This window comes from Halalkalicoccus jeotgali B3, assembly GCF_000196895.1.
GTDB lineage: Archaea > Halobacteriota > Halobacteria > Halobacteriales > Halalkalicoccaceae > Halalkalicoccus > Halalkalicoccus jeotgali.
This window is the reverse complement of sequence record NC_014297.1, coordinates 510,717-531,212: the sequence shown is the minus strand read 5'-3', so window position 1 is coordinate 531,212 and position 20,496 is coordinate 510,717. Positions and strand designations below refer to the sequence as shown.

Below are 20,496 nucleotides of genomic sequence, written 5' to 3'. Positions count from 1 at the left end.
CATCCACATCGAGGTATTCGGCGACGTACACGGTCAGAAGCGAACGCTCCTTGGCGAACTACCCCGCCCTGCTCGGCCTCCTGGAAACAGCACTCCGAATCGATCGCAGTCGTCGTTCCCATTCAGATATACATCCTACTAACCTACAAAGCGTGGTAACCATACAAAGCATACATTTAATTGACAGCGTAGCGAAGGTACGTACACGTACATGTCGATCGATATCGATCAGTTCGACGAACGCTCCCCAGAGGAGTTAGCGGAACTCAGCAACCCGGAGCACGTGCTTCGGTTCCTCTATGAGAATCGAGACCGGGCATGGAAGGCAAAGGAGATCGCCAGTCGGACGCCAGTCCCCGAAAACTCGATCCATCCGGTCCTCTCGCGACTCGCAAAGCAGGAGCTCGTTCGACATAAGGCTCCATATTGGGCACTCACCGATAACCTGGATCGACTTCGACAGGCCTACGATCACCATCGGGTAACGCGCCTGTTCGATGATTGCTACGGAGAAGAGGACCGAGACGAGTGGATCAAGGCGAGCGAGCAGGCTGAGAGATGAGTTCTCCCCGTTGAACGATCGTCTACGGGGAGGATCCGTTCAAAGGCGCTGGCTCAGGGCGGCCGTGGCTACTTATTACTACTCCGAAGATGCCGTTCCACGGCGAGCAGTACATCGCACTCACGGCCCTAGTTTAAACCCGTCAACACGCGCCGCCGCCCGCACCGCCCGCTGCACCAGCCCCCGCACAGCTCGCGGCACTCGCACTGGCACTCGCAGCGGCAGCCGTCCCGGCGACGACGAGCGCCGCGTTGTCCGTCTGACTGTAATCTTTACACTCACCCCACGCGACCGGTGCGATCTCGTCGTCGATGTCATCCATTGTTTCGACCGCATCGCGGAGGTCAGCAATACCGAACCCGGCGTCGGTCGCGTACCGATCCACAAGCTGATCAGTGAGCGCGACCCGCCGGCACTCTTCGGCTTCGAAGAGTTCGTCGCCGTCGAAGGTGAACTGAACGTCGTAGTGACGAACGAACACGTCGTCGAACGGTGCCTGGACGGCCTTGACCGCTTCACCGACGAGTTCCCAGACGAGATCCATGTTGGGGTTCTCGACGTCTTCACCGAGCGAGAAGCGAGCGATAGGGACGATGACCGGTTCACCATTCGGGCCTTCGTTCACGACCGCGACACCGGTCACACCACAGTCCTCGACGGTGTAGTTACCGCGCTTAACGGCATCGCGAAGCGCTTCATCCGCGTCGTTCTGGCGCGCTTCGAGATCGACCTGTTCGTCGGGTGTGTCAGTGCCGAGTAAGCGTTCGAGGAGAGATGGCATCCTGTCCCAGTCTTTCGAGCGGCTGGACTTCGTTATTGTGGTGAGCCATCGAACCAATCGCACCCTGTGTCCCAGCAGCGGGTATGAGACGATTTTCACACTGACTGACGCAGTAGCCACCATCACCGAGTGTGCCCGTACTGCTAACTGGACGGACGGCGAATACCAGAGCGATGCGTGTCGCAGCCTTCACCGATCTCACCGGCCCGGACGGCGTCTCGATCATCGACCAACCGACACCCGAATCCGGGCACGGGGAGGCGCTCGTCGACGTCGAGGCGTGCGCGATCAACCGCCACGACCTCTGGATCCTCGAGGGCGACTCTGCGATGATCGATACCGACGACCTGCCGTTCGTCAGCGGCCTCGATGTTGCCGGCGTCGTCCGAGACGTCGGCGAGGACGTCGCCGGCGTCGACCCCGGGGACCGAGTCGTCCTCTGCCCGAACGAGACGTGCGGGACGTGTCGTTACTGTCGGGAAGGCCCGGAGAATCTCTGTGAGAACTTCTCGCTCTATCATGGCGGGCTCGCCGAGACCGCCCGCGTCCGGGCCGATCGCCTCGTCGCGCTCCCCGACGATGTGGGGATGGTTGAGGCGGCCGCGCTTCCGACGGCGTACATGACTGCGTACCACATGCTTCGCCGTGTCGAGGCCGGACCTGGCGATCTAGTGTTCGTCCCGGGTGCGACCGGCGGCGTCGGCGTTGCCGGCGTCCAACTCGCGGCCGTCCTCGGTGCTCAGAGCGTCGGGACGTCCTCTTCACAGACGAAGCTCGACCGCCTCGAATCGCTCGGCCTCGATCACGCGATCGTGGGCACTGACCCGGACGATATCCGAGCGGCTATCGCCGACATCGAGCCGGTCGACAGCGTGCTCAACCACCTCGGTGGCGCATATACTCAACTCGGACTGGACGTCCTGCGGCGCAACGGCCGGATGGCGGTCTGTGGGCGGACGGCCAGCGGGACGTCTGAGATCGACGTCCCGGATCTCTTTCTCGGTCACAAACGTCTCATTGGAAGCACGATGGGAACCCAAGGCGACCTAGAGACGCTCGTCGATCTCGTCGACGACGGTGCGTTCACGCCCGAAATCGATCGGACCTACCCACTCTCGGAAACCGACGCGGCGTTCACAGCGATGCAGGATCGCGAGAGCGTCGGTAAACTCCTCATCACACCCTAGCCCTAGCTGTCGTCCATCCGAATTCACGGCGAGTTCGTATATGCCACCACCCTTCTCTGGCCGCCATCACTCTACGATGAACAAGGGCAGACGATCCTCGGACACTTCCTCTCGTGAGAGCCGTCGCCGATGATCACATTCAACGGCGTGCTTGCGCTCGGCGCGAACGTCTAGTGAGGACAAGGCCGGCCCGGCCTTCAGACGATGCGAGCCGAAGTGGTCGCTACGTGGGCGCCGAAGGCCGAAACCTCATGTTCTCTCGCGGAAGGCCCGAACGATTCGATCGTTCGTCGCTTGCCCGATCGCATGGACACCCTTCGCGGTGGATTTGCCAGCCTCGGCGGCCAGATCCCACGCCACACGCTGGATATGCTCTGCGGGGTTGCGCGACCAGCGACCCGGATGCACGAGCAGATAGAGGCGTTCACAGCCACCGGATTCGAGGCCCGCGATCAGGTCGTCAGTCGTCGAGATACGGCCGAAATCAGCGATGGTCGTTCCCCAGTCCCGGCCCGTATCCGAGACATAGGAGGGTCTCTCGGCGTCGTCACTATTAGTATCAACGGACAGATATGCCTCACCGACCAAATCGTAGTCCTCAATACTGTACTCGCCACGCCACATATCGAGGTTGTGATGGGGTGAGAGCGGACTCCCATGGGGGCAGATCGTCCGCACGTCTGCATGGTTTCGGAACGCAGCGAGATTCCGCCCGAAACGCTCGTGGGCTGCTTCGAAGTCTCCGCGTGTCTTCGCGAGATCTTCGTAGTGATACCCGATCTCATGCCCTAATCCGGAGACCTCAGCGGCAGTTTCGGGGCTGAATGTCGAGGTGCGGAAATAGTAACTTGTCGAGATGTCTCGGTCGGCCTCAACGCGCGCCATTGAGCGTGCGGTGCTAACCTTCCGGTCGACATCGTGACGAACGATGATATGCGGAGAGTCATGATTCGATCGGGTAACGTATTCTTCGAGGGTGTAGAACGTGTACCCGTGTGCGAGCGCAGCGTCAAGCAGTCGCCCGTAATCATCAAAGGTGAAATCACCCAGGTTCATCATGTTCTATCTGATAGTCATCAGAGATCGTCATATATATTGTCTGACTAATACGTGTTAAGGGCACTGTATAGGTTACCTCTTGGACCGGCGTTGACCGTCAAGCGATTGCTGGGGTCAACGAAAACCGTAGTAGTGAACGAATATCCCAGGCCACTGGCGGACGCTCGACCGACTGCCACCAGAATACGAAAGACGGATAGTGGTGGTCACTAACAAACAGAGATAATGCTTCAATGGCTCTCCGAGAACACACCAATCCAGCTCCCTACGTACTGCCGGAGCTGTGGGGAACCAGTTCGGAGCGAGCGGGAAAAGCAAGTCAGATACTGCCGTCTTTGTCTCCACGACGCTGATAGCGATTCAGAGGAAAAGTAAGTCATAGGTCAACTGCTCCGGTCTCAAAGATCGGAGATTGTCGGTAGACGCTCTCTAGCCGGTAGAACCACTCCGCCCCACCCTCGAATTCGACATTCCCGACTTCACGAAGAGCGCATCGTAGCGTTGTCCGACCGTCGGTGGGCCTACCCTCAAGGACGAACGATGTCAGCCGTGAGCGAGTAGGGAGGGGCAGTTTACTCCTCGGCTGAACGCGACCGAACATCCGATTCGTTGATATAGGATTTTACTGCCTGATGTACCCACTGTGGATCGAAGGTGGTTTCGACCTGTTTCACGCGGCCCTCATTCCCCTTCGACTCGATCCACGTTTCGACTAATCCCATGGTCTCGAGTTCCATAATGAGGTTACGAACCGCTCGGTTTCCGAGCCCAATTTCAGTAAGTTCGTCACTTTCCTGGATTTGAGCGGTAGTGACGGGTTGAATGATTTCTCCAGTACGCGTGTTCTCCCATTGGGCGACCCCAATAAGCACCATGAAATGGTTTGGGGGAAGCGACAGCAGCTTCTCGATCGTCGCCTCCCGCTCAGTTGCGTCGAAGTTGGTATCGAGGCAGTCCGTAGTCACCTGCTCGAGATCGCGTTCATTCGCCGTCTCACCTGCCTGTCGGAAGAGCCGAAGCGCCCGCCGTGCGTCGCCCCATCGGTACGCCGCCTTGGTGATACCATGGTCGAATGTATCGTCGGACAGAGTCCCATCGCGAAACGCCTGCTCGACACGTGGCTTCAAGATAGCCTCGAGCTTTGCGTGCCCGTATGGTGGGAAGAACAGCTCCCTGTCCCCCATGACACTCTGTACACGGCTGTCGAGCCGGAGGTCGACTGTCAACAACTCGTTGCTAAGCAGCCAACATGAGAGCTGAACATCGCGGGCGAGCTTACCCTCTCCACGCAGGAGCCGATAGAAGAACTCGTTGGGATCATAGTTCGTATCGTGCTGAACGTGATCGATTTCATCGAGAATGAGGACCGTCCATTCCGGATACGTAGTGAGTGCCTCCCAAATTCCTTCGAAGACCCCGTCAAGCCCTTCGTAGGCACCACGTTTTTCGTCAGTGAGTGCAAGATGAATCTCGTTGGCCGCACTGAAGACCGTTCGACAGTCCTTGAGATTTACGTACTCGACGGCGAGCTCCTCAGTTCGTGTGGCGAACTCCTGGGTGACCCGTCGTGTGGTCATGGTCTTTCCCGTCCCGGGTGGCCCGTGGATCGAAACGGTCGGTGGGAGATAGCCTTCGTGGATACCGTTGAGAATTGTCGCGAGTTCGTGCTCTTGCTCATCGCGAGCAATGGTCTCCTTGGGCTCAGTTAAGGGATCAAGTGCGCCCTTATCGGCAAAGACACTATCATCAGGCGTCGTCTCGTCGAACAGGTCATCGTACTTGTTCATCGTTGCATGGGGGTTGTTTCGTTAGTGCTCCCAGCGGAACTACGTGTATGTATACTACCGCTCCGTTTAAACTACCGGTGCATCGCTAACCCATCGCTTCGGGATACTATCAACTCAAACAGAGAGTGCGCTGCTATCAGACGATCGATCGCTCTCTTCTATAGAACTTGCACTGACTGATCCTCTACCGATAACCGATTCGACCGAAGCAATCGGTTCAGACAACGGTCGGCGTCCTACCAGTCAGTATCTGTCTGCGGTCGATCCAGCAACGATCACGTCACGCTCTGATCCACCCTTATCGACGAAGAAGACTCGTCTACGGGAGGGTTGTGGAAGAATCGTCATATCGTCCCATACCTCGTTTTCGATCGAAGAAATTCAACTGACGTGTCGCTATCACGCTCCCTACTCAATGTCCAATCTCAGTTCTTCTAGTGTAATATTCAGTTTTCAACGCAAAATATTTAACTGAACAAGAGAATTCTAAAGTATGAATGCTGTCGTACTAGCTGCTGGAAAAGGAACACGGCTGCAGCCACTCACCGATGACAAACCGAAGGCGATGGTCGAGGTCGATGGACAACCACTTGTTGCGCACTGTTTCGATCAGCTCGCCAATCTGGGTGCTGAAGAGTTCGTCGTCGTCGTCGGGCACATGAAAGAACACATCATCGAACACTTCGGCGACAGCTACGAAGGGATCCCGATCACCTACGCCCATCAGCGCGAACAGTTGGGACTTGCCCATGCGCTGTTGACAGTAGAGGATTACATCGATGACGAGTTCATGCTAATGCTGGGGGATAATATCTTCCAGTCGAATTTGGAGGACGTTGTTCGCCGACAGCGCGAGGACCGTGCGGACGCCGCGTTTCTCGTCGAGGAAGTGCCATGGGAGGAAGCCTCCCGATACGGCGTCTGCAACACCAACAATTACGGCGAGATCATCGAGGTGGTCGAGAAGCCCGACGATCCGCCGACTAACCTGGTGATGACCGGCTTCTACACGTTTAGCCCGGAGATCTTCCACGCTTGCCATCTCGTCCAACCCTCGAATCGTGGGGAATACGAGATCAGCGAAGCTATTGACCTCCTCATCCGTTCGGGCCGGACGATCGATGCGATCGGACTCGATGGCTGGCGGATCGACGTTGGGTACCCAGAGGACCGCGACAAAGCCGAGCAACGTCTACAGAACGGGACAGAAGTCGAGGCCGAAGCAGACTAAAGAGTACCAAGAGGACGTCAGTAGTATCTCGAACCGCTGTTTTCTCACGTTGCAGTCGTTCTATCGACTCCTTAGGCACACAGTCAAATCACTGAATCGCAGTCTTATCCACGCAGAACTGAGTAGAGATAGCGACTCCGCTCATTCCCAGTCACTTCCTCGAATAACTACTCCAACCGGAACCTAGACAAGAACACATCCCAGTAGAGTACATCAACAGATGAGTGAGACAATAGACGTCCTCGTACTTCGAGGAGGAGCACACGGGATTTCTGCAGAGGAATATCGGGACGAACTCCGGGATCGGCTCCCTGACCACCGAATCGCACTCGCTCGGACCCCACAACAGGAACGCGAACTCATTCAAACGGCACGAGTCGTATCAACCGTCGATATCGACACCGACCTCCTCTCTAGAGCAGAGAATCTCGAGCTATTCGCAGGCGTTGCCGCTGGCTATGGCCACCTACCGTTTGAGACGTTCGAAGAGATGGATGTCACCGTTACGACCGCATCGGGTATTCACGCTCCGAACATTGCCGAACAGGTACTCGGCTATCTACTGGTAATGACGCGTCGACTCCGAGAAGGCTGGCGGCGTGAACAGCGCCACGAATGGCGCCATTATCAGACCCGTGAGCTTAAAGGTAGTACCGTTACCGTTGTCGGCCTCGGTTCGATCGGGCAGGCAATTGTCCAACGGCTCTCGGGGTTCGAGGTCGAGACGATCGGTATGCGATACACCCCCGAGAAAGGTGGGCCGACCGATGAGGTCATCGGCTTTGAGACGGACGCCATTCACAACGCGCTCGCGCGGACGGACCATCTCATTGTCGCCTCCCCACTCACCGAGACGACCCGTGGGTTGATCGATGCCGACGCACTCGAGACACTCCCGCCGGATGCAACATTGACTAACATCGGCCGGGGGCCTATCGTCGAAACGGACGCCCTGATCAACGCCATTCAGAAAAACCAGATTGGCGACGTCGCACTCGACGTGACTGACCCCGAACCCCTGCCACCGGACCATGTCCTCTGGCAGTTCGAGAACGTCATGATTACGCCGCACAATGCAGGCCACAGTCCAGAACATTGGCCGCGCCTCGCAGATATTGTTGCACACAACGTACGGGCCCTCGACAACGGGGGAGACTTCGAAAACGTGGTTCAGTCATAGTCGCCCCAGCGTGGCGACTGTGGTGTCATGGAATACCTGAGACTCGGAGCCGGATCCATACGTCAGCCACTGTTTCCTGAGTCCATTCGGGCCTGCTATGAGACTCGATTAGGCACCGTGGCCCTCATCACGAACTAATTGTTCGAAGCGGTCGAGTCCCCGTTCGATCCGGTCGAGATCGTTCGCAAAACTGAATCGGAGGTACTCCTCGCCACCGGGCCCAAAGGCGCTTCCCGGGGCGGCGACCACGTCGTATTCGAACAGTAGCTGCTGGGCGATCTCCATGCTCGAACCCGATAGCGCGCTTACGTCGACGAACGCGTAGAAGGCACCCTCAGGACGCGGCGCCGAGACGGCCGGAATTGCATCGAGCCGGTCGACGATCGCATCGCGGCGGTACTCGAAGGCCGCCTGCATCTCCCGGACTGGTGCATCGGTCCCGGTGAGCGCTGCGACGGCGGCGTACTGGGCAGGCGTGTTCACACAGGAGGTCGTGCTCTCGTGGATTTTGGTCACAGCCGTCGTCACGGGTTTGGGACCGCTGAGCCAGCCGACGCGCCAACCCGTCATCGAATACGTCTTCGAACAGGAGTCGATCGTGACGACCCGCTCTGGGTGATCCGTCACCGCCGCGAGGCGGTCCGGGCGGCGATCGTAGGTAAGTTCGTGGTAGACCTCATCGGCGATGACGTAGGCATCATGGCGTGCGGCAGCGTCGACGACCCGCTCCATGGCGGCCGTATCGAACACCCGACCCGTGGGGTTCGACGGCGAGGTCACGATGACAGCGCCGGTGCGGTCGGTGATCGTATCGATGATCCGATCAGCATCGAAGGCGAAACCATCGGCCGGTGACAGTGGTACTGGGACAGGCGTCGCCCCCGCCAACCGAGCCTGCGAAAGGGGATTCGGCCAGGCTGGCGTCGGTACGACGACCTCATCGCCGGGGTCGGTCACCGTCAATAACGTCAGGTACAGCGCCTCGACGCCACCAGTCGTCACGACCACCCGATCGGGATCGGCGTCGACTCCATCGGCACGCAACCGATCGGCGATGGCCCGTCTGAGCGAGTCGATCCCTGCATTGGGCGTGTAGTTGGTTTCACCGTCGCGTGCGGCCACCGCTGCCGCGTCGATAACGTGGGCTGGCGTAGGAAAATCGGGTTCGCCGAGTTCGAGGTGGACAATATCATCGGCGTCGTGGTCGCTCGCGAGATCGAACAGGCGACGGATCTGTTGGGGTTCGATTCCGGCGACCCGGTTTGATACGGCAGGATCGGCCATTAGTATCGATGAGTGATGTGACTGCTTGAATGGTAGGCCCGGAGCCACGAGTGTCCCATCCTGAGTATCTCTAGTTAGATTGCCTAGGGGTCCATACTCAAGGTAGTCGGTGCCCTTGATCAGCGATGATTCCCAGTGCGAGACTACTCGAAACAGAGCCAAATCCGAACAAATGAGCGAGACGTCGAGATCACCGGCCTCGAGACGTGTGTCATCGAGGGCAACTTCGATTGGAATATCGTCGAGATCCATACTGATGCCGGCGTGATCGGCATCGGTGAGTCCTATCGCGGCGGCGCGATCGCCGAACTCATGCACTACATTGAGGACGTACTGATCGGCGAGAATCCGCTAGACGTCGAGCGTCTCTTCCGACTAATGGTCCAGGAGCTATCAGGCCATGGCGGAACTACCGGCAAAGTCGTGACGGCCGCCTCCGGCATCGAAATCGCCCTCTGGGATACGGCGGGCAAACTCCTGGGCGTCCCTGTCTACCAACTGTTGGGCGGGAAGTACCGCGATACGGTCCGCATTTACTGTGACTGTCACGCTGGCGAGGCCTACTCGGTCGAGCACGGTTCGACCGACTACAGTGACAACGACGCCTACGCTCCGGCGGCCTATGCCGAAACCGCTCGGGACGTCGTTGAGCAGGGATTCACGGCGATCAAATTCGACCTCGATACGCCGATCGACAACGACCCGGATCCGGTCAACGGTCGCCTCTCGAATGCAGCGATCGAGCACAAGGTCGAGACGGTCGAGGCAATCCGGGACACGATCGGTGACGGAGTCGACCTCGCTTTCGATTGTCATTGGGATTATAGTCTCGAGAGCGGTAAACGACTCGCCCGTAAACTCGAGCTGTACGATCTCATGTGGCTCGAAGACGTTCTCCCGCCGGAGAACATGCGCGCCCAGTGCGAACTGGCACGTTCGACGGAGGTGCCGCTTGCGACCGGCGAAAACCGATTTCGGGTCCACGAGTTCGCGGAGTTGATTCAGGAGTTCGGCGTCGACATCCTCACGCCCGATACAAGCACCTGTGGTGGCCTGGCGGAAACGAAGGCAATCGCCAACCGTGCAGAAGAGCAGTACATCCCGATCTCACCCCACAACGTCTGTAGCCCGATCGGAACGATGGCGAACGTCCACCTCGGGGCGGCTGTCCCGAATTTCGATGTCCTCGAGTATCACGCACTCGACGTCGAGTGGTGGGACGATCTCTTGGTGCGCTCCGAGCCGCTCATCGAGGACGGCTATATCGAGGTACCCGAGGCGCCTGGACTTGGAGTCGAATTAAACAAGGACGTTGCCGAACAGCATGCGACCGGTGAGGGATCGATGTTTCCCTGAGATATTCTCACTGATCAACATCCCGAGGGTCATCTACAAATGCAAACAAGCGAGTTGGACCATGAATTAATTTGATATGCTCGTGTGCCTCCAAAACTTCTAGGCGATTATAGATACTATTGCGTGAGAATCCGGTCTCATCTACTAAGTAACCCTTCGTACAGATTCCCCAGGGTTCATCGCCTCCTCGGCCTCGTTTTAGCACGTCTAAGATAGCCCGATCTGTCTTAGTAAGATCGTCGGCATCCATTGTCTCTGCGTGTCGTTGCATATAGTATAGTTGTTGTCTACACGCAATAAGAATTGGCTTCCAATACTGTCTCATAGGATGGGCAAATTGCACAAGATATAATAGACTGGTAATCATCTAGCTAACCAGAAGCGCGGGTCTAGCACAGAATCGATCTGGCCCGGTGCTGGTACACCGGACCGCGCTTCTCAGCAAGGGAGAAGCAATGAATACTAGCCACTCACCGCCAGAAAACAGTATCGCCTCACAGACCCTGACACAGTATTTCAGTGGCCCACACAGGGAACCACCGTCAGTCCCGAACGCTACCACCTACTGGCGCTGTCGGTCCTGCAGCCGAGAGTCCATCAACGAACAGGACCTCTACCGACCTACGTTCCACACCGCCGACTGCGAGGTTCAGAAATGCTGATCACCGCGCCCGCGGAACAGTTCCTCACCGGCTACCAGCTCATAGAAACCCGCTGTCAGTACTGCAAGACTACCCTTGGCGAGGGCGACCCCGTCAGCGCCTACGCGGTCCGGTATGCCGGCGACGAGGAGTGGTCGATCCCGTGCATTTACTGTCGGGATTGTCAGTCGACCATCACCGATCCGACACTCGGGGCAACCGAACTACTGGCTGAGGGCCACCTCGGCGTCACGATGGATGCTACAACCCAACGGACCACCCTCACGCTGCTGGGCATCGAACGAATCATCAGGAGCGAACCGGAGGAAGGCCATGTCACGCTCTGAGGACACTCCCGAGGAACCGATCGAAACCCGCCTCGACCGACTCGAACGCGGGATGCTCAGACAGGATTCTCTCGAGATGGCCGCCATCCGCCGATTACTCCACGGCCTGAGCGATACCTCGACCGACACCGACCCGATCGGGAAAGTCGATGCGATCATCACGCGCATCGATACCCTCGAAACCGAGATCCAGCACCTCCAGGCCCAGCTGCGCGCTCAGCGTACCCAGCGGACGGGAACCAAAAAAGAGCGCGCCAAGCGCCTCGCGCGCAATGAGATCCTCCGGCAAATCACTCAGAAGACGAATCCGATCGGCGAGGGCGGGAGCGTCGACGTTCCCACGGTAATCACGATGGGCCACGGGCTTGGCATTGAGTTCACTCACAAAACTGTCGGCGACGCCTTCACAGACCTTGCCACCGAGTGGGACGCCTTCGAACTCCAGACGGGCAGCGGCACCAAAGAAGGCGCGAACAAACGACTGGTCGCCACGAAGGAGACGATCCCCGAGGCGCTTTGGGAACTCTACGAGGCCGACACCGGCGAGGAAGCGAGCGAGGAGAACGCTGTCGCCGAAAGTAGCGACCACCTAACCGAGGGCTGCTAGAATGGCCCCGTTTCAGCCCGTGGTCCCACCGCCCGTGCACTCGTCCGCTCCTTCGCTTGTACCGCTGGCTGTACTAAACGGTCGATGAGCGGTGGGTGTATCGCCTCGCCCCGCTCGCATACGGGATACGAGGCAGAATCTACCTCTCTCCTCGCTACTTTCGACGAAAGCGACTCACCGAAAGACTGCTTCTTGACCCACTCGCCAGTAGCAACTACTGTCATCCCGCTTTGGCACCTATGCCATGGTCACTCGTGTGTTTTCTCCAGTGGCTCTCCGCTACAAGAACGGTCTGCGATAATGAATATAGCGTCGACAGCCGCTTGATATTCGCGGACTCATCACTGATCACCTCGCCGATTTATTTGAGTAAAGAAAGCTAATACTATGAAACAGTCGGCAACATACAACACTTCTATTATTATTCTCAAACAGTTCCACTATGCGTCGGATAACCGGGACACGCTCTTCAGGGGGGAGGGACACTCCTACAGTATGGCTAGATCGACTCACGAACTCACCGAACAGTCTGCACTCGGGGTTATCGCCATCGCAAGCGGTATCCTCGCGGTGCTGCTCATGTTACCGTACCTCCAGTATATTCTCCTCGCCGTCGTCCTAGCCTACGCGCTCATGCCACTCCATAAGGGGTTGAAGCGCATCGTCGGCCCGACTGCATCGGCACTAGCGCTCATTACCGCATCGTTTCTTACGATTATCATTCCGGTACTCTACATCGTCGTCATCGCGGTTCAACAGGCGTCGGGACTGACAGAGACCCTTCTAGAGGAAGGGCTGAGTGTCACGGCGATTCAGCAGCGACTGGATAGCAGTGGCTATTCGATCGACTCGAATGACGTGCGTGAGGCGTACGAGGCAAATCAGGACCCGATCAACAGTGGACTGGATGGAATGCTCGGTGGCACACTCGAAATCATCGGTGGAATTCCCTCGATCGCGATCAGTCTCACCGTGACGATGTTCGTCGTCTTCGGGTTGCTTCGCGATGGCGATCGATTGGTTGCGTGGTTCCAGACGATCGTTCCGATCAGCGACGAGGTGAAAACCGAGTTGTTCGGGCGGCTTGATCGTCTGATGTGGGCATCGGTTATCGGGAACGTCATCGTCTCAGCCATTCAGGCGATATTACTCGGGATCGGATTCTGGGTACTGGAGGTACCGGGCGCCATCTTTCTAACAGTCGTCACGTTCCTGCTCGCGTTACTCCCCCTCATCGGCGTGTTCGGGACCTGGATCCCGGTTGCGATCTATCTACTCATCGTTGGCCGTCCACTGGCAGCCCTGCTGATGGTCGGCTACGGGATACTGGTGAGTCTGTCGGACACCTATATTCGGCCCGCAGTGATCGGCAAGAGCGGAGAGCTCAGCTCAGCAGTGATCGTCGTCGGTATCTTTGGCGGTATTGCAGTCCTCGGTCCGATCGGGCTGTTTGTTGGACCCGTCATCCTCGGGACCGCGAAGATCTCGTTTGACCTTTTCGCTCGTGAGTGGTACAAATCGAAGACAGCGTAATCATCACAGTTCATCGCCGACCACAGTTATCGACATTCCAGGGGTAGGCAATAATTAATCAGACAGCCGAGTATAGAACCACGTACTCACCTATAGAAGACGACCGACCACCTCGCAGCTTCTATCGCTCCATTAGCCACCCTTCCGGGTGATTTGTTCTCGCAGGAAGAACTGTGAGTGCTCCCAAGCGAGTATCGGATTACGATGAACGATGCCGAATCAGATCAGATACTCACTAGTAGATGATGCACCCGAAGATCGTCCCTGCAATCCGCTTTGCGGGATCGATGTGAACTCGATGCACATTGAGAGTGGAAACAACAGTGTCGTAATCCCTACATCAGTCACAGTGTAAGATAGCCACTAGATGGCCGAAGAGTACGATAGTCAGAAACACGAGGAATCTCAAGCACTCACGATCAGCGCACTGCTTGAGGACGAACGCGTTTGGCTCACAGTCGCATTACTAGCGGGCAGTATTGTCGTCGCGAGCTATTATTTGACCCATCCATACCCTGCATACGCAACGGCGCTGTTCCCCCACATGGCCGAGGTGGTACTCGAAAATGGGTATCGTCGTCCTGAAATTATCCCGCACTACACTGAGGGTGGGCTCCCCTTCGCGTATCCACCGCTCATGTTCTACGTCATGGCAGTGCTGATCGATTTCGGGATTGATCCGTTCCACCTCATCAGGATAGTACCTGGAATCGCATCGGTGCTTGCGTTGATCCCCTACTTCTATCTATCTCGGGAGTTCCTCTCGGTCCGACAGGCGTGATTTGCGACTGTCATGATCGCCGTCATTCCGCAAACCGTTCGCTGGCATATTTCCGGCGGGGGGACGGTCAGAGGCCCTGCCTTCTTACTCGTAGTTACTGGACTCTACGTTGGCGTACGGTTGTTCAAAACCGGCGACCGAAAATGGGCGCTTCCGGGTGCTGCTCTCTACGGACTGACAATGCTCACACACCCATTGTACATGGCATATTTCGGTCTTTCGTATCTCGTCCTTTATGCACTCTTTTCCCGCTCAGTCCGTGGATTAGTAGATGGCGCGCTTGTTGCGGTAGGTGGCGCGATCGTTGGCGCACCCTGGTGGCTCTACGTCTCGCAGACGTACGGGTATGAGACCATTTTGAACGCCTCTGCGACTCATGGCGGTCTTTTCAGCAGCGAGTTCAAGGATATCCTCGGCAGTCTCCTCCTCTTTCATAGCTCAAGCTATCCGTCCGAACTGCTCATCGGTTTTCTCGTCACCGCCGGTGCGATCTACGCTCTTTCGGAGCGTCGCTACGCGCTCCCGATCTGGTTCGTCGTTACGGATATCTTCATCACGCAACAGCGCATCGCGTTCATCCCTGGTGCGATGCTGATGGCGATTGTCGTCGTCGGGGCGGTCGTTCCGTGGCTGGCTGAGGTCGCTTCGGGACAAGGCGACAGGGACCAGCTGTCATCCAATGTCGTCTCCGGTCACAGCGGCCGCGAGACGATCATGGCCGTAGCACTCATCGCAATAGTCGTAACGACGACCTGGTTCGGCGCGCTGTATGTCGCCGGGGATCCTCCCGGCGAGGATCGAACCTCTATGTCGTCATACGTTGATGGCGACGATATTGAGGCGATGAAGTGGGTGGCAAGCGAGACACCGCCCGACACACAGTTCGTCGTATTGGATTCTGCTGCCGAGTGGTTCCCCTACGTCGCCGAGCGTACGGCCTTGAGCGTCTGGTGGGGAGCCGAGTGGACGACACCCGAGCAGTACGAACACCAGCGGGCGCTCCACGGCGAGCTGAGCGCCTGTAACGACGAAATGTGTGTCCGCGACACGCTCAATGAAAACAACCTCGACCCCGAGTACATCTACGTCCCGAAAGGTCAGTTCGCTACACAAGCGGATAACACGACAAATGAGAGTGATTCCTATGAGGTGGCGTATGAAAACGATGGTGTGATAATCTTCCATGCGGATAATTGAATAGAACCAGAACGATCCCGAGGATCGGTTCACACCGATACTGGACGACTGAGCCTGTGGCGAACCACCACAGACAGTATGAAACCGATCGCTTTTATCCACTATACTATATGATGGTTTTGAGGGATTTCATGCACTCAGTTATACCCATCCCACCATAACTGCAGATCGACCTTCTCGACTCCAGTGTTATCGAGATCCGCATGGACTCCGGTTGTCCGAAATGGCATCTAGCGTCCACTATCACACACTATCGTCAACACGAGAGCCTCCCGATCCACGCTGTACGCGTCGGTGATTTCGAGTGCGGCGGGACTCGGTCCGATGAGCAGCCCGACTCGTGCGCGCTTGAAGTCCGCTCGTCGGCCACTGTCCGTCCATCGTCGATATCCTTGAACAACATCGGTGGAAGCGCCACGGTCGACCCCATGGGTGGAGATGCCGTGCACCGTCATACACCTCGTTTCCTGTGCTTCTATCCCATCTCTTCGTTTGGAATGTCACCAATCCTTATACGACGACCGATCGCACCGTCTATCATGGGAACATTTGACGAGGTGACGATCGTCGGTGCGGGCGCCATGGGACACGGCTTCGCCGTGCAGTTCGTTCGGTCCGGGATCGACGTTACCGTCGTCGATCACCGAGATGTGAACCTCAATCGGGCTCGTGAACGGATCCGGAACACCGCCGAGTTTCTCGTAAACAGGGGACTTGCAGATCCCGACCTCGAGGCCGACGTTGCGACCGTCGACTACACGCTCGATCGCGAGGGGGCCGTTGCGGAGTCTGACCTCGTACTCGAGACGGTCGCGGAGGACCTCGGCGTGAAACAGGAGCTGTTCGCCGCGCTTGCGACGGAGGCCGACGAGGACGCGATTCTCGCGTCCAACACCTCCGGGCTGCCAATAACCGACATCGCTGCGGAGGCATCCGACGTAGCCGACCGTATCATCGGCTGTCACTGGTGGTATCCACCGTACCTGCTGCGTCCGGTCGAGGTCATTCCCGGGGAACGGACGAGCGACCGGACCGTCGATCGCATCCGGAGCTTTCTGCAGCAAGTCGATCGCGATCCAATTCTGGTGAGACGTGACGTCCCCGGGTTCGTCTGGAACCGGGTCCAGCACGCCGTGATTCGGGAGTGTCTCCATATCGTCGAGGAGGGGATCGCCTCCCCTGAGGACGTCAACCGGGCGATTCGTGACGGGTACGCCACGCGGACGGCCGCCATCGGGCCGTTGGAGACGGTGGACATCGCCGGACTCGAGTTGTTCCGAACGGGTGCCGTGGACATCTATCCGGATCTGTGCGACCGTGAGACACCCAATCCGTCGTACGAGCACCGTCTCGCCGACGGAAAGACGGGTATCGAGGCCGGGGCCGGCTTCTTCGAGTACGACCGCGATCCCGACGAGATTACGGCCGACCGGGACGAGCGCGTGGCTGCCATTCGACGCGCACTCCGGGAGTGTGACGAGTAAACTACCCCACCCTACACCCTTGGCGCACACGCGCCTCAGTCCTTGAGGGTGGGGCTTCGATGTGGACACCCGGCAATCAATCCCCAGCAATAGACTGGTAACTCTTGCAGTTCAACGTCCCACCATTCAAACGCACGTCTACTGGTACGTCTCCGCTCCCCGACGCAGGACGACCCTTGGGACACATCCTCGAGCTGGTATCTGTCGTCGTCAACCGACCCGGGAAGAAACTAATATGATGGAATGATAACTAGTGGCATGGGATTGGACACGCTTTTGGTGGCCCTCGGTGAGCAGGATGCATCGCACATCGATGCGTTCGCCAAGGCGGTGACCGACGTCGCTGGACCAGCGGGGGCGACGGTCGTGATCGCGCACGTCCTCACCGAGGAGACCTACCGGGCCGCTCTTGAGGAAGCGGGCGAGGAAACGCAGTCGCTCCTCGAAACTCGGTTCAAGGAGGGTGTGCCCGCCCACCCGGGACTCGAAGGCGACGTCCCTGCCTGGGTCACGCGTCGCCTCCCGACGGCGGCCGATCGGCCCGAGGTGATCGAACGGTTCTTCGACAGAAAAGACCTCATCCAAGACTTGGCAACGGCCCTCGGCGAGACCGGTATCAACTACGAGATCCGGGGCGCGGTCGGCGATCCGGCCGAGCGCGTCGTTGCCATGGCTGCGGACCGTGAGGCCGACTTCGTCGTGGTGGGTGGCCGGAAACAGTCTTCGGCTCGGCGGGCGCTGTTCGGCAGCGTCTCACAGGAGATCCTCGAGTCAGTGCATTGTCCCGTGATCTCGATCCGTGAAGGCGTCCATGAGTGAACGTACTCCGGGTCAAACCGCGGGGTTCCTGCTCTGATGATGTGTTTTGGATCCACTCGTCTCGAATGACGAGCGAACGCAGAGAGCACATACTGTTGGGCCGAGCGAACCCACTTCTCGACGAATGTCACAAGCCAGCTACTCTGCTGCCGGCTACGGTTGCTCCGCGACGAACGCCCGAATCTTTGCGAGAGCGTCGGGGCCGATTCCTGGGATCGCACGCAAGACGTCGTCGCTTGCGGTGTTGATGCTCGTGACGGTCACGAACCCCTGCCGTCGAAGGTTGCTGGCTGTTCGCGGACCGATGCCGGGGATCTCCTCAAACTCGATCTCTTGGTCGTCAGTCTGCTCTTGGTCACCGGTTCGCTTCGGCTCGTCGGCCGTTGTGCCAGCGAGGAGGTCAAGCGCTTCTCGTAATGCGTCGGCTTTGTGTTGGGCTTTTCGGCCGTCTTGGTCGTTATACTCGGCGAGACTGGTGCGGAGTTGCTCGTACTGTCCGCCATCGATCTGCGGGGTGGCCTCGTGCCGAGCACGATATCGGGTGCCCAACTCATTCCCGAAGGTTCTACGGGGAATCAGTGTCGTCGCGTTCGTCTCGTCGCGAATGAGCACCGTCTGTGAGTCGGCATAGATCACCTGACGGAGGTCGCCGGTTCGCTGGTCGGCCACGACTAAGCCAATCTGTACGTCGGTTCTGGTAGTCTCCGATGGAACGAAATCCGATTTTGCCATTATCTAGTGAAGTGTGCCTGGTTGTTTCTCCGAGCGGCACAACGTCCTCACTTCGATAGAGGGTGTCAAGAGGCATGTGTCTATCGTTCTACGGCCTAGACTGGCTGTAGAGCCAGTTATCGTCGACAACGCGTTCTGTGTGCTCGCTACTGAGTAGGTTTCCTTCGAACTGCAAGAAGGGACGCCATGAAGAAGGACACGAACAAGTAGTTTCTCGCTGTCGGCAACGCGATCCCGGGGCGTCTCGGCATATCGAGGACGACGGCACCCTCCGTGTCCAAGTCGTCCAGCAGCGCAGCGGCACATTCAGCGACTTCGATTACTCCGATGGTGACGATGAGATCGACGTCCCGACCGATCATGACATCTGGAGTGTCGATGTCAATTAAATGCCGCGCACACTCGTCGATATGACTGTCCTCTTCGCCGCGACGAACCTCTATCAATCCAAGTGACGACAGGACTTATCACCTCCTCTCTATACCGAACGAATGTATTCTATTACCGAGATCCATAGCTGATTATGGTACAGAGTGACATTCCCAACCGATCCCCTTCTCATGCCCAATGACTGGCCCGAAACCTTCACAGACGACGGTCGCACACCGAGTCGAATACGGTATCAAATCCGGCATCGTGAGCGTCCTCGTCGTCGGGATTCGCCGTCGGGATCCAGGCGCGATCGTCAACGCCGGCCTCGGACTCGCCGCGGCCTCGCTCCCCGACGTTCTCGAACACCGCTACGACCTCGAGTTCCGCCCGTGGCAACGGGTGTACGCGACGATCGCGATGCTCACCCACGCATTTGGCATGCTCGGGCCGTACGACGACGTCTGGTGGTGGGACCATCTTACACACACCCACTCCGCGACATTGCTCAGCGGGATCGTCTATGCCGTCAGCCGTCGTCGCGGCCGCGATCCACGGCCGGACGTCATCGGCGTCGTCGCCTGTGTCGGTGTCCTCTGGGAGCTCATGGAGTACATCATTCATCGCACTGCCGACCGACTCGGTATCGAACCCATCCTTATCACCTACAGCAAGTTCGATATCGTCTTCGACCTCGTGTTCGATCTCCTCGGCGCCGCGCTCGTCCTCGTCTTCGGCGAGCAACTTCTCGAGAATTTTATCGACGACACCACCCGCTCCCCGTAGTCGGTGACCCGCTGTACGGAACCAAAATGTCTCGCTGGACCCGAACGGGAACGAGCCAGGTCTCGCCTCACTACCCAGTAGTCGTGAGACAGTCCGTCTGTACTGACTTGCGGCGGTCACAGGGCAGGTGCCCCCTTGGGACGCTGCCATAACCATCCATCGAGGACGGTGTTCCCCGTCGGTCACAACCGATCTCAGTGAATACATGCGCCTGGCCCAAGAACTCGGGGATGATGTGACCATGGGGACACGCTGTAGTCGGCTATCTGCTCTATGCGTTCTACACTCGCTATCGATACGACCGAGCACCTGACAGCCGGCGACCGTGCTCCTCCTGGTTGGCACCCAATTTCCGGATCTGATCGACAAACCACTGGCGTGGACTGTAGCGATCCTCCCCTCAGGTCGCTCGCTTGGCCACTCGTTATTCGCTCTCGATGCTCATCTACGCACCCGTCGTCTGGTATCACAAGCCAACGTGGGGTGAGGCGTCCGCGATCGGCGCCCTCTCGTATACCGTCGGTGACGTCCTTCCGTCGTGGTTCGTGGCGAGTTCATCTACAGCAGGACATTAGGGTGGCCGCTATTGCCCCTGCCACCATACGGCGAGCAGAGACGGACGATCCTCGGCCATTTCCTCTCAATGGATCCGACGCCGATGCTGGTGTTCGAACTCACCCTTGCGCTCGTCACGGGCGTCGTCTGGTGGTCGGTACGCGCCAGTGAGGCGAAACGAAGCCGTTCGATCGAGTATCGGAGTCCGGCAAAATAGG

At 58.0% G+C, this 20,496-nt stretch carries 19 protein-coding genes and 1 pseudogene; 15 read left to right on the top strand and 5 right to left on the bottom strand.

Annotation, left to right across the window (positions count from 1 at the left end; translation table 11 throughout):
• Positions 1-211: 211 nt before the first annotated feature.
• Positions 212-562, top strand: coding sequence for a hypothetical protein (locus HACJB3_RS02635; RefSeq protein ID WP_008418240.1), 351 nt, complete (start codon positions 212-214; stop codon positions 560-562).
• A gap of 142 nt (positions 563-704) precedes the next feature.
• Here HACJB3_RS02635 and HACJB3_RS02630 read toward each other — a convergent pair whose 3' ends face one another.
• A complete protein-coding gene (locus HACJB3_RS02630; RefSeq protein WP_008418242.1) occupies positions 705-1,343 on the bottom strand; it encodes a hypothetical protein in 639 nt (212 codons plus the stop codon).
• Between the two features lie 173 nt (positions 1,344-1,516).
• Between HACJB3_RS02630 and HACJB3_RS02625 the strand changes: the two genes are divergently transcribed.
• Positions 1,517-2,530, top strand: a complete 1,014-nt coding sequence (locus HACJB3_RS02625) for an alcohol dehydrogenase catalytic domain-containing protein (protein ID WP_008418244.1) — start codon at positions 1,517-1,519, stop codon at positions 2,528-2,530.
• Positions 2,531-2,779: 249 nt separating this feature from the next.
• Here the strand turns inward: HACJB3_RS02625 and HACJB3_RS02620 are convergent, their stop codons facing one another.
• Both HACJB3_RS02620 and HACJB3_RS02615 read right to left on the bottom strand, forming a co-directional pair.
• Positions 2,780-3,586 carry a hypothetical protein gene (locus tag HACJB3_RS02620; RefSeq protein WP_238532799.1) on the bottom strand — a complete coding sequence of 269 codons (807 nt, stop codon included), beginning with the start codon at positions 3,584-3,586 and terminating at the stop codon, positions 2,780-2,782.
• 575 nt (positions 3,587-4,161) lie between these two features.
• Complete coding sequence (locus HACJB3_RS02615) at positions 4,162-5,376, bottom strand: Cdc6/Cdc18 family protein (RefSeq protein ID WP_008418248.1); 1,215 nt, start codon at positions 5,374-5,376, stop codon at positions 4,162-4,164.
• Between the two features lie 493 nt (positions 5,377-5,869).
• Here HACJB3_RS02615 and aglF point away from each other — a divergent pair, with 493 nt between their 5' ends.
• Positions 5,870-6,607 carry a UTP--glucose-1-phosphate uridylyltransferase AglF gene (gene aglF, locus HACJB3_RS02610; RefSeq protein ID WP_008418249.1) on the top strand — a complete coding sequence of 246 codons (738 nt, stop codon included), beginning with the start codon at positions 5,870-5,872 and terminating at the stop codon, positions 6,605-6,607.
• Positions 6,608-6,827: 220 nt separating this feature from the next.
• Positions 6,828-7,787, top strand: coding sequence for a D-2-hydroxyacid dehydrogenase (locus HACJB3_RS02605; protein WP_008418251.1), 960 nt, complete (start codon positions 6,828-6,830; stop codon positions 7,785-7,787).
• Positions 7,788-7,895: 108 nt separating this feature from the next.
• Here the strand turns inward: HACJB3_RS02605 and HACJB3_RS02600 are convergent, their stop codons facing one another.
• The gene (locus HACJB3_RS02600; RefSeq protein ID WP_008418253.1) at positions 7,896-9,071 is read right to left on the bottom strand and encodes a pyridoxal phosphate-dependent aminotransferase; all 1,176 of its coding nucleotides are present in this window, start codon (positions 9,069-9,071) and stop codon (positions 7,896-7,898) included.
• Positions 9,072-9,206: 135 nt separating this feature from the next.
• Between HACJB3_RS02600 and HACJB3_RS02595 the strand changes: the two genes are divergently transcribed.
• The 8 genes from HACJB3_RS02595 (at position 9,207) to HACJB3_RS02565 (ending at position 17,836) form a co-directional block, all read left to right on the top strand.
• The gene (locus HACJB3_RS02595; RefSeq protein ID WP_008418255.1) at positions 9,207-10,427 is read left to right on the top strand and encodes a mandelate racemase/muconate lactonizing enzyme family protein; all 1,221 of its coding nucleotides are present in this window, start codon (positions 9,207-9,209) and stop codon (positions 10,425-10,427) included.
• Positions 10,428-11,082: 655 nt separating this feature from the next.
• Positions 11,083-11,415, top strand: coding sequence for a hypothetical protein (locus HACJB3_RS02590; protein ID WP_008418257.1), 333 nt, complete (start codon positions 11,083-11,085; stop codon positions 11,413-11,415).
• Positions 11,402-12,022, top strand: coding sequence for a hypothetical protein (locus HACJB3_RS02585; protein ID WP_008418259.1), 621 nt, complete (start codon positions 11,402-11,404; stop codon positions 12,020-12,022). The genes HACJB3_RS02590 and HACJB3_RS02585 overlap by 14 nt, the downstream gene beginning before the upstream one ends.
• A gap of 495 nt (positions 12,023-12,517) precedes the next feature.
• Positions 12,518-13,555: an AI-2E family transporter gene (locus HACJB3_RS02580; RefSeq protein ID WP_238532798.1), complete on the top strand. Its 1,038-nt coding sequence runs from the start codon at positions 12,518-12,520 to the stop codon at positions 13,553-13,555.
• 367 nt (positions 13,556-13,922) lie between these two features.
• Positions 13,923-14,336: a hypothetical protein gene (locus tag HACJB3_RS19525; protein ID WP_013199353.1), complete on the top strand. Its 414-nt coding sequence runs from the start codon at positions 13,923-13,925 to the stop codon at positions 14,334-14,336.
• A gap of 12 nt (positions 14,337-14,348) precedes the next feature.
• The gene (locus HACJB3_RS02575) at positions 14,349-15,533 is read left to right on the top strand and encodes a hypothetical protein (protein WP_013199352.1); all 1,185 of its coding nucleotides are present in this window, start codon (positions 14,349-14,351) and stop codon (positions 15,531-15,533) included.
• 539 nt (positions 15,534-16,072) lie between these two features.
• On the top strand, positions 16,073-17,017 hold the full coding sequence (locus HACJB3_RS02570; RefSeq protein ID WP_008418264.1) for a 3-hydroxyacyl-CoA dehydrogenase family protein: 945 nt from the start codon (positions 16,073-16,075) through the stop codon (positions 17,015-17,017).
• Between the two features lie 258 nt (positions 17,018-17,275).
• Complete coding sequence (locus HACJB3_RS02565) at positions 17,276-17,836, top strand: universal stress protein (protein WP_008418265.1); 561 nt, start codon at positions 17,276-17,278, stop codon at positions 17,834-17,836.
• Between the two features lie 153 nt (positions 17,837-17,989).
• Here HACJB3_RS02565 and HACJB3_RS02560 read toward each other — a convergent pair whose 3' ends face one another.
• Positions 17,990-18,505 carry a helix-hairpin-helix domain-containing protein gene (locus HACJB3_RS02560; protein ID WP_008418267.1) on the bottom strand — a complete coding sequence of 172 codons (516 nt, stop codon included), beginning with the start codon at positions 18,503-18,505 and terminating at the stop codon, positions 17,990-17,992.
• 314 nt (positions 18,506-18,819) lie between these two features.
• Here HACJB3_RS02560 and HACJB3_RS21195 point away from each other — a divergent pair.
• The 3 genes and pseudogenes from HACJB3_RS21195 to HACJB3_RS19520 all read left to right on the top strand — a co-directional run.
• Positions 18,820-18,957, top strand: a pseudogene (locus HACJB3_RS21195) (AbrB/MazE/SpoVT family DNA-binding domain-containing protein); the annotation flags it as partial.
• Between the two features lie 178 nt (positions 18,958-19,135).
• A complete protein-coding gene (locus HACJB3_RS02550; protein WP_008418270.1) occupies positions 19,136-19,723 on the top strand; it encodes a hypothetical protein in 588 nt (195 codons plus the stop codon).
• A 586-nt stretch (positions 19,724-20,309) separates the two neighbouring features.
• Positions 20,310-20,495, top strand: a complete 186-nt coding sequence (locus HACJB3_RS19520; RefSeq protein WP_148258221.1) for a hypothetical protein — start codon at positions 20,310-20,312, stop codon at positions 20,493-20,495.
• Position 20,496: the final 1 nt, after the last annotated feature.

Excerpts from the sequence above, each read along its gene's own strand:
- HACJB3_RS02585 (WP_008418259.1), top strand. The coding sequence starts at position 11,402 with ATGTCACGCTCTGAGGACACTCCCGAGGAACCGATCGAAACCCGCCTC.
- HACJB3_RS19525 (WP_013199353.1), top strand. The coding sequence starts at position 13,923 with ATGGCCGAAGAGTACGATAGTCAGAAACACGAGGAATCTCAAGCACTC.
- HACJB3_RS02590 (WP_008418257.1), top strand. The coding sequence starts at position 11,083 with ATGCTGATCACCGCGCCCGCGGAACAGTTCCTCACCGGCTACCAGCTC.
- HACJB3_RS02580 (WP_238532798.1), top strand. The coding sequence starts at position 12,518 with ATGGCTAGATCGACTCACGAACTCACCGAACAGTCTGCACTCGGGGTT.
- HACJB3_RS02620 (WP_238532799.1), bottom strand. The coding sequence starts at position 3,586 with ATGAACCTGGGTGATTTCACCTTTGATGATTACGGGCGACTGCTTGAC.
- HACJB3_RS02630 (WP_008418242.1), bottom strand. The coding sequence starts at position 1,343 with ATGCCATCTCTCCTCGAACGCTTACTCGGCACTGACACACCCGACGAA.
- HACJB3_RS02550 (WP_008418270.1), top strand. The coding sequence starts at position 19,136 with ATGACTGGCCCGAAACCTTCACAGACGACGGTCGCACACCGAGTCGAA.
- aglF (WP_008418249.1), top strand. The coding sequence starts at position 5,870 with ATGAATGCTGTCGTACTAGCTGCTGGAAAAGGAACACGGCTGCAGCCA.
- HACJB3_RS02615 (WP_008418248.1), bottom strand. The coding sequence starts at position 5,376 with ATGAACAAGTACGATGACCTGTTCGACGAGACGACGCCTGATGATAGT.
- HACJB3_RS02570 (WP_008418264.1), top strand. The coding sequence starts at position 16,073 with ATGGGAACATTTGACGAGGTGACGATCGTCGGTGCGGGCGCCATGGGA.
- HACJB3_RS02635 (WP_008418240.1), top strand. The coding sequence starts at position 212 with ATGTCGATCGATATCGATCAGTTCGACGAACGCTCCCCAGAGGAGTTA.
- HACJB3_RS02625 (WP_008418244.1), top strand. The coding sequence starts at position 1,517 with ATGCGTGTCGCAGCCTTCACCGATCTCACCGGCCCGGACGGCGTCTCG.
- HACJB3_RS02575 (WP_013199352.1), top strand. The coding sequence starts at position 14,349 with ATGATCGCCGTCATTCCGCAAACCGTTCGCTGGCATATTTCCGGCGGG.
- HACJB3_RS02565 (WP_008418265.1), top strand. The coding sequence starts at position 17,276 with ATGGGATTGGACACGCTTTTGGTGGCCCTCGGTGAGCAGGATGCATCG.
- HACJB3_RS02600 (WP_008418253.1), bottom strand. The coding sequence starts at position 9,071 with ATGGCCGATCCTGCCGTATCAAACCGGGTCGCCGGAATCGAACCCCAA.
- HACJB3_RS02605 (WP_008418251.1), top strand. The coding sequence starts at position 6,828 with ATGAGTGAGACAATAGACGTCCTCGTACTTCGAGGAGGAGCACACGGG.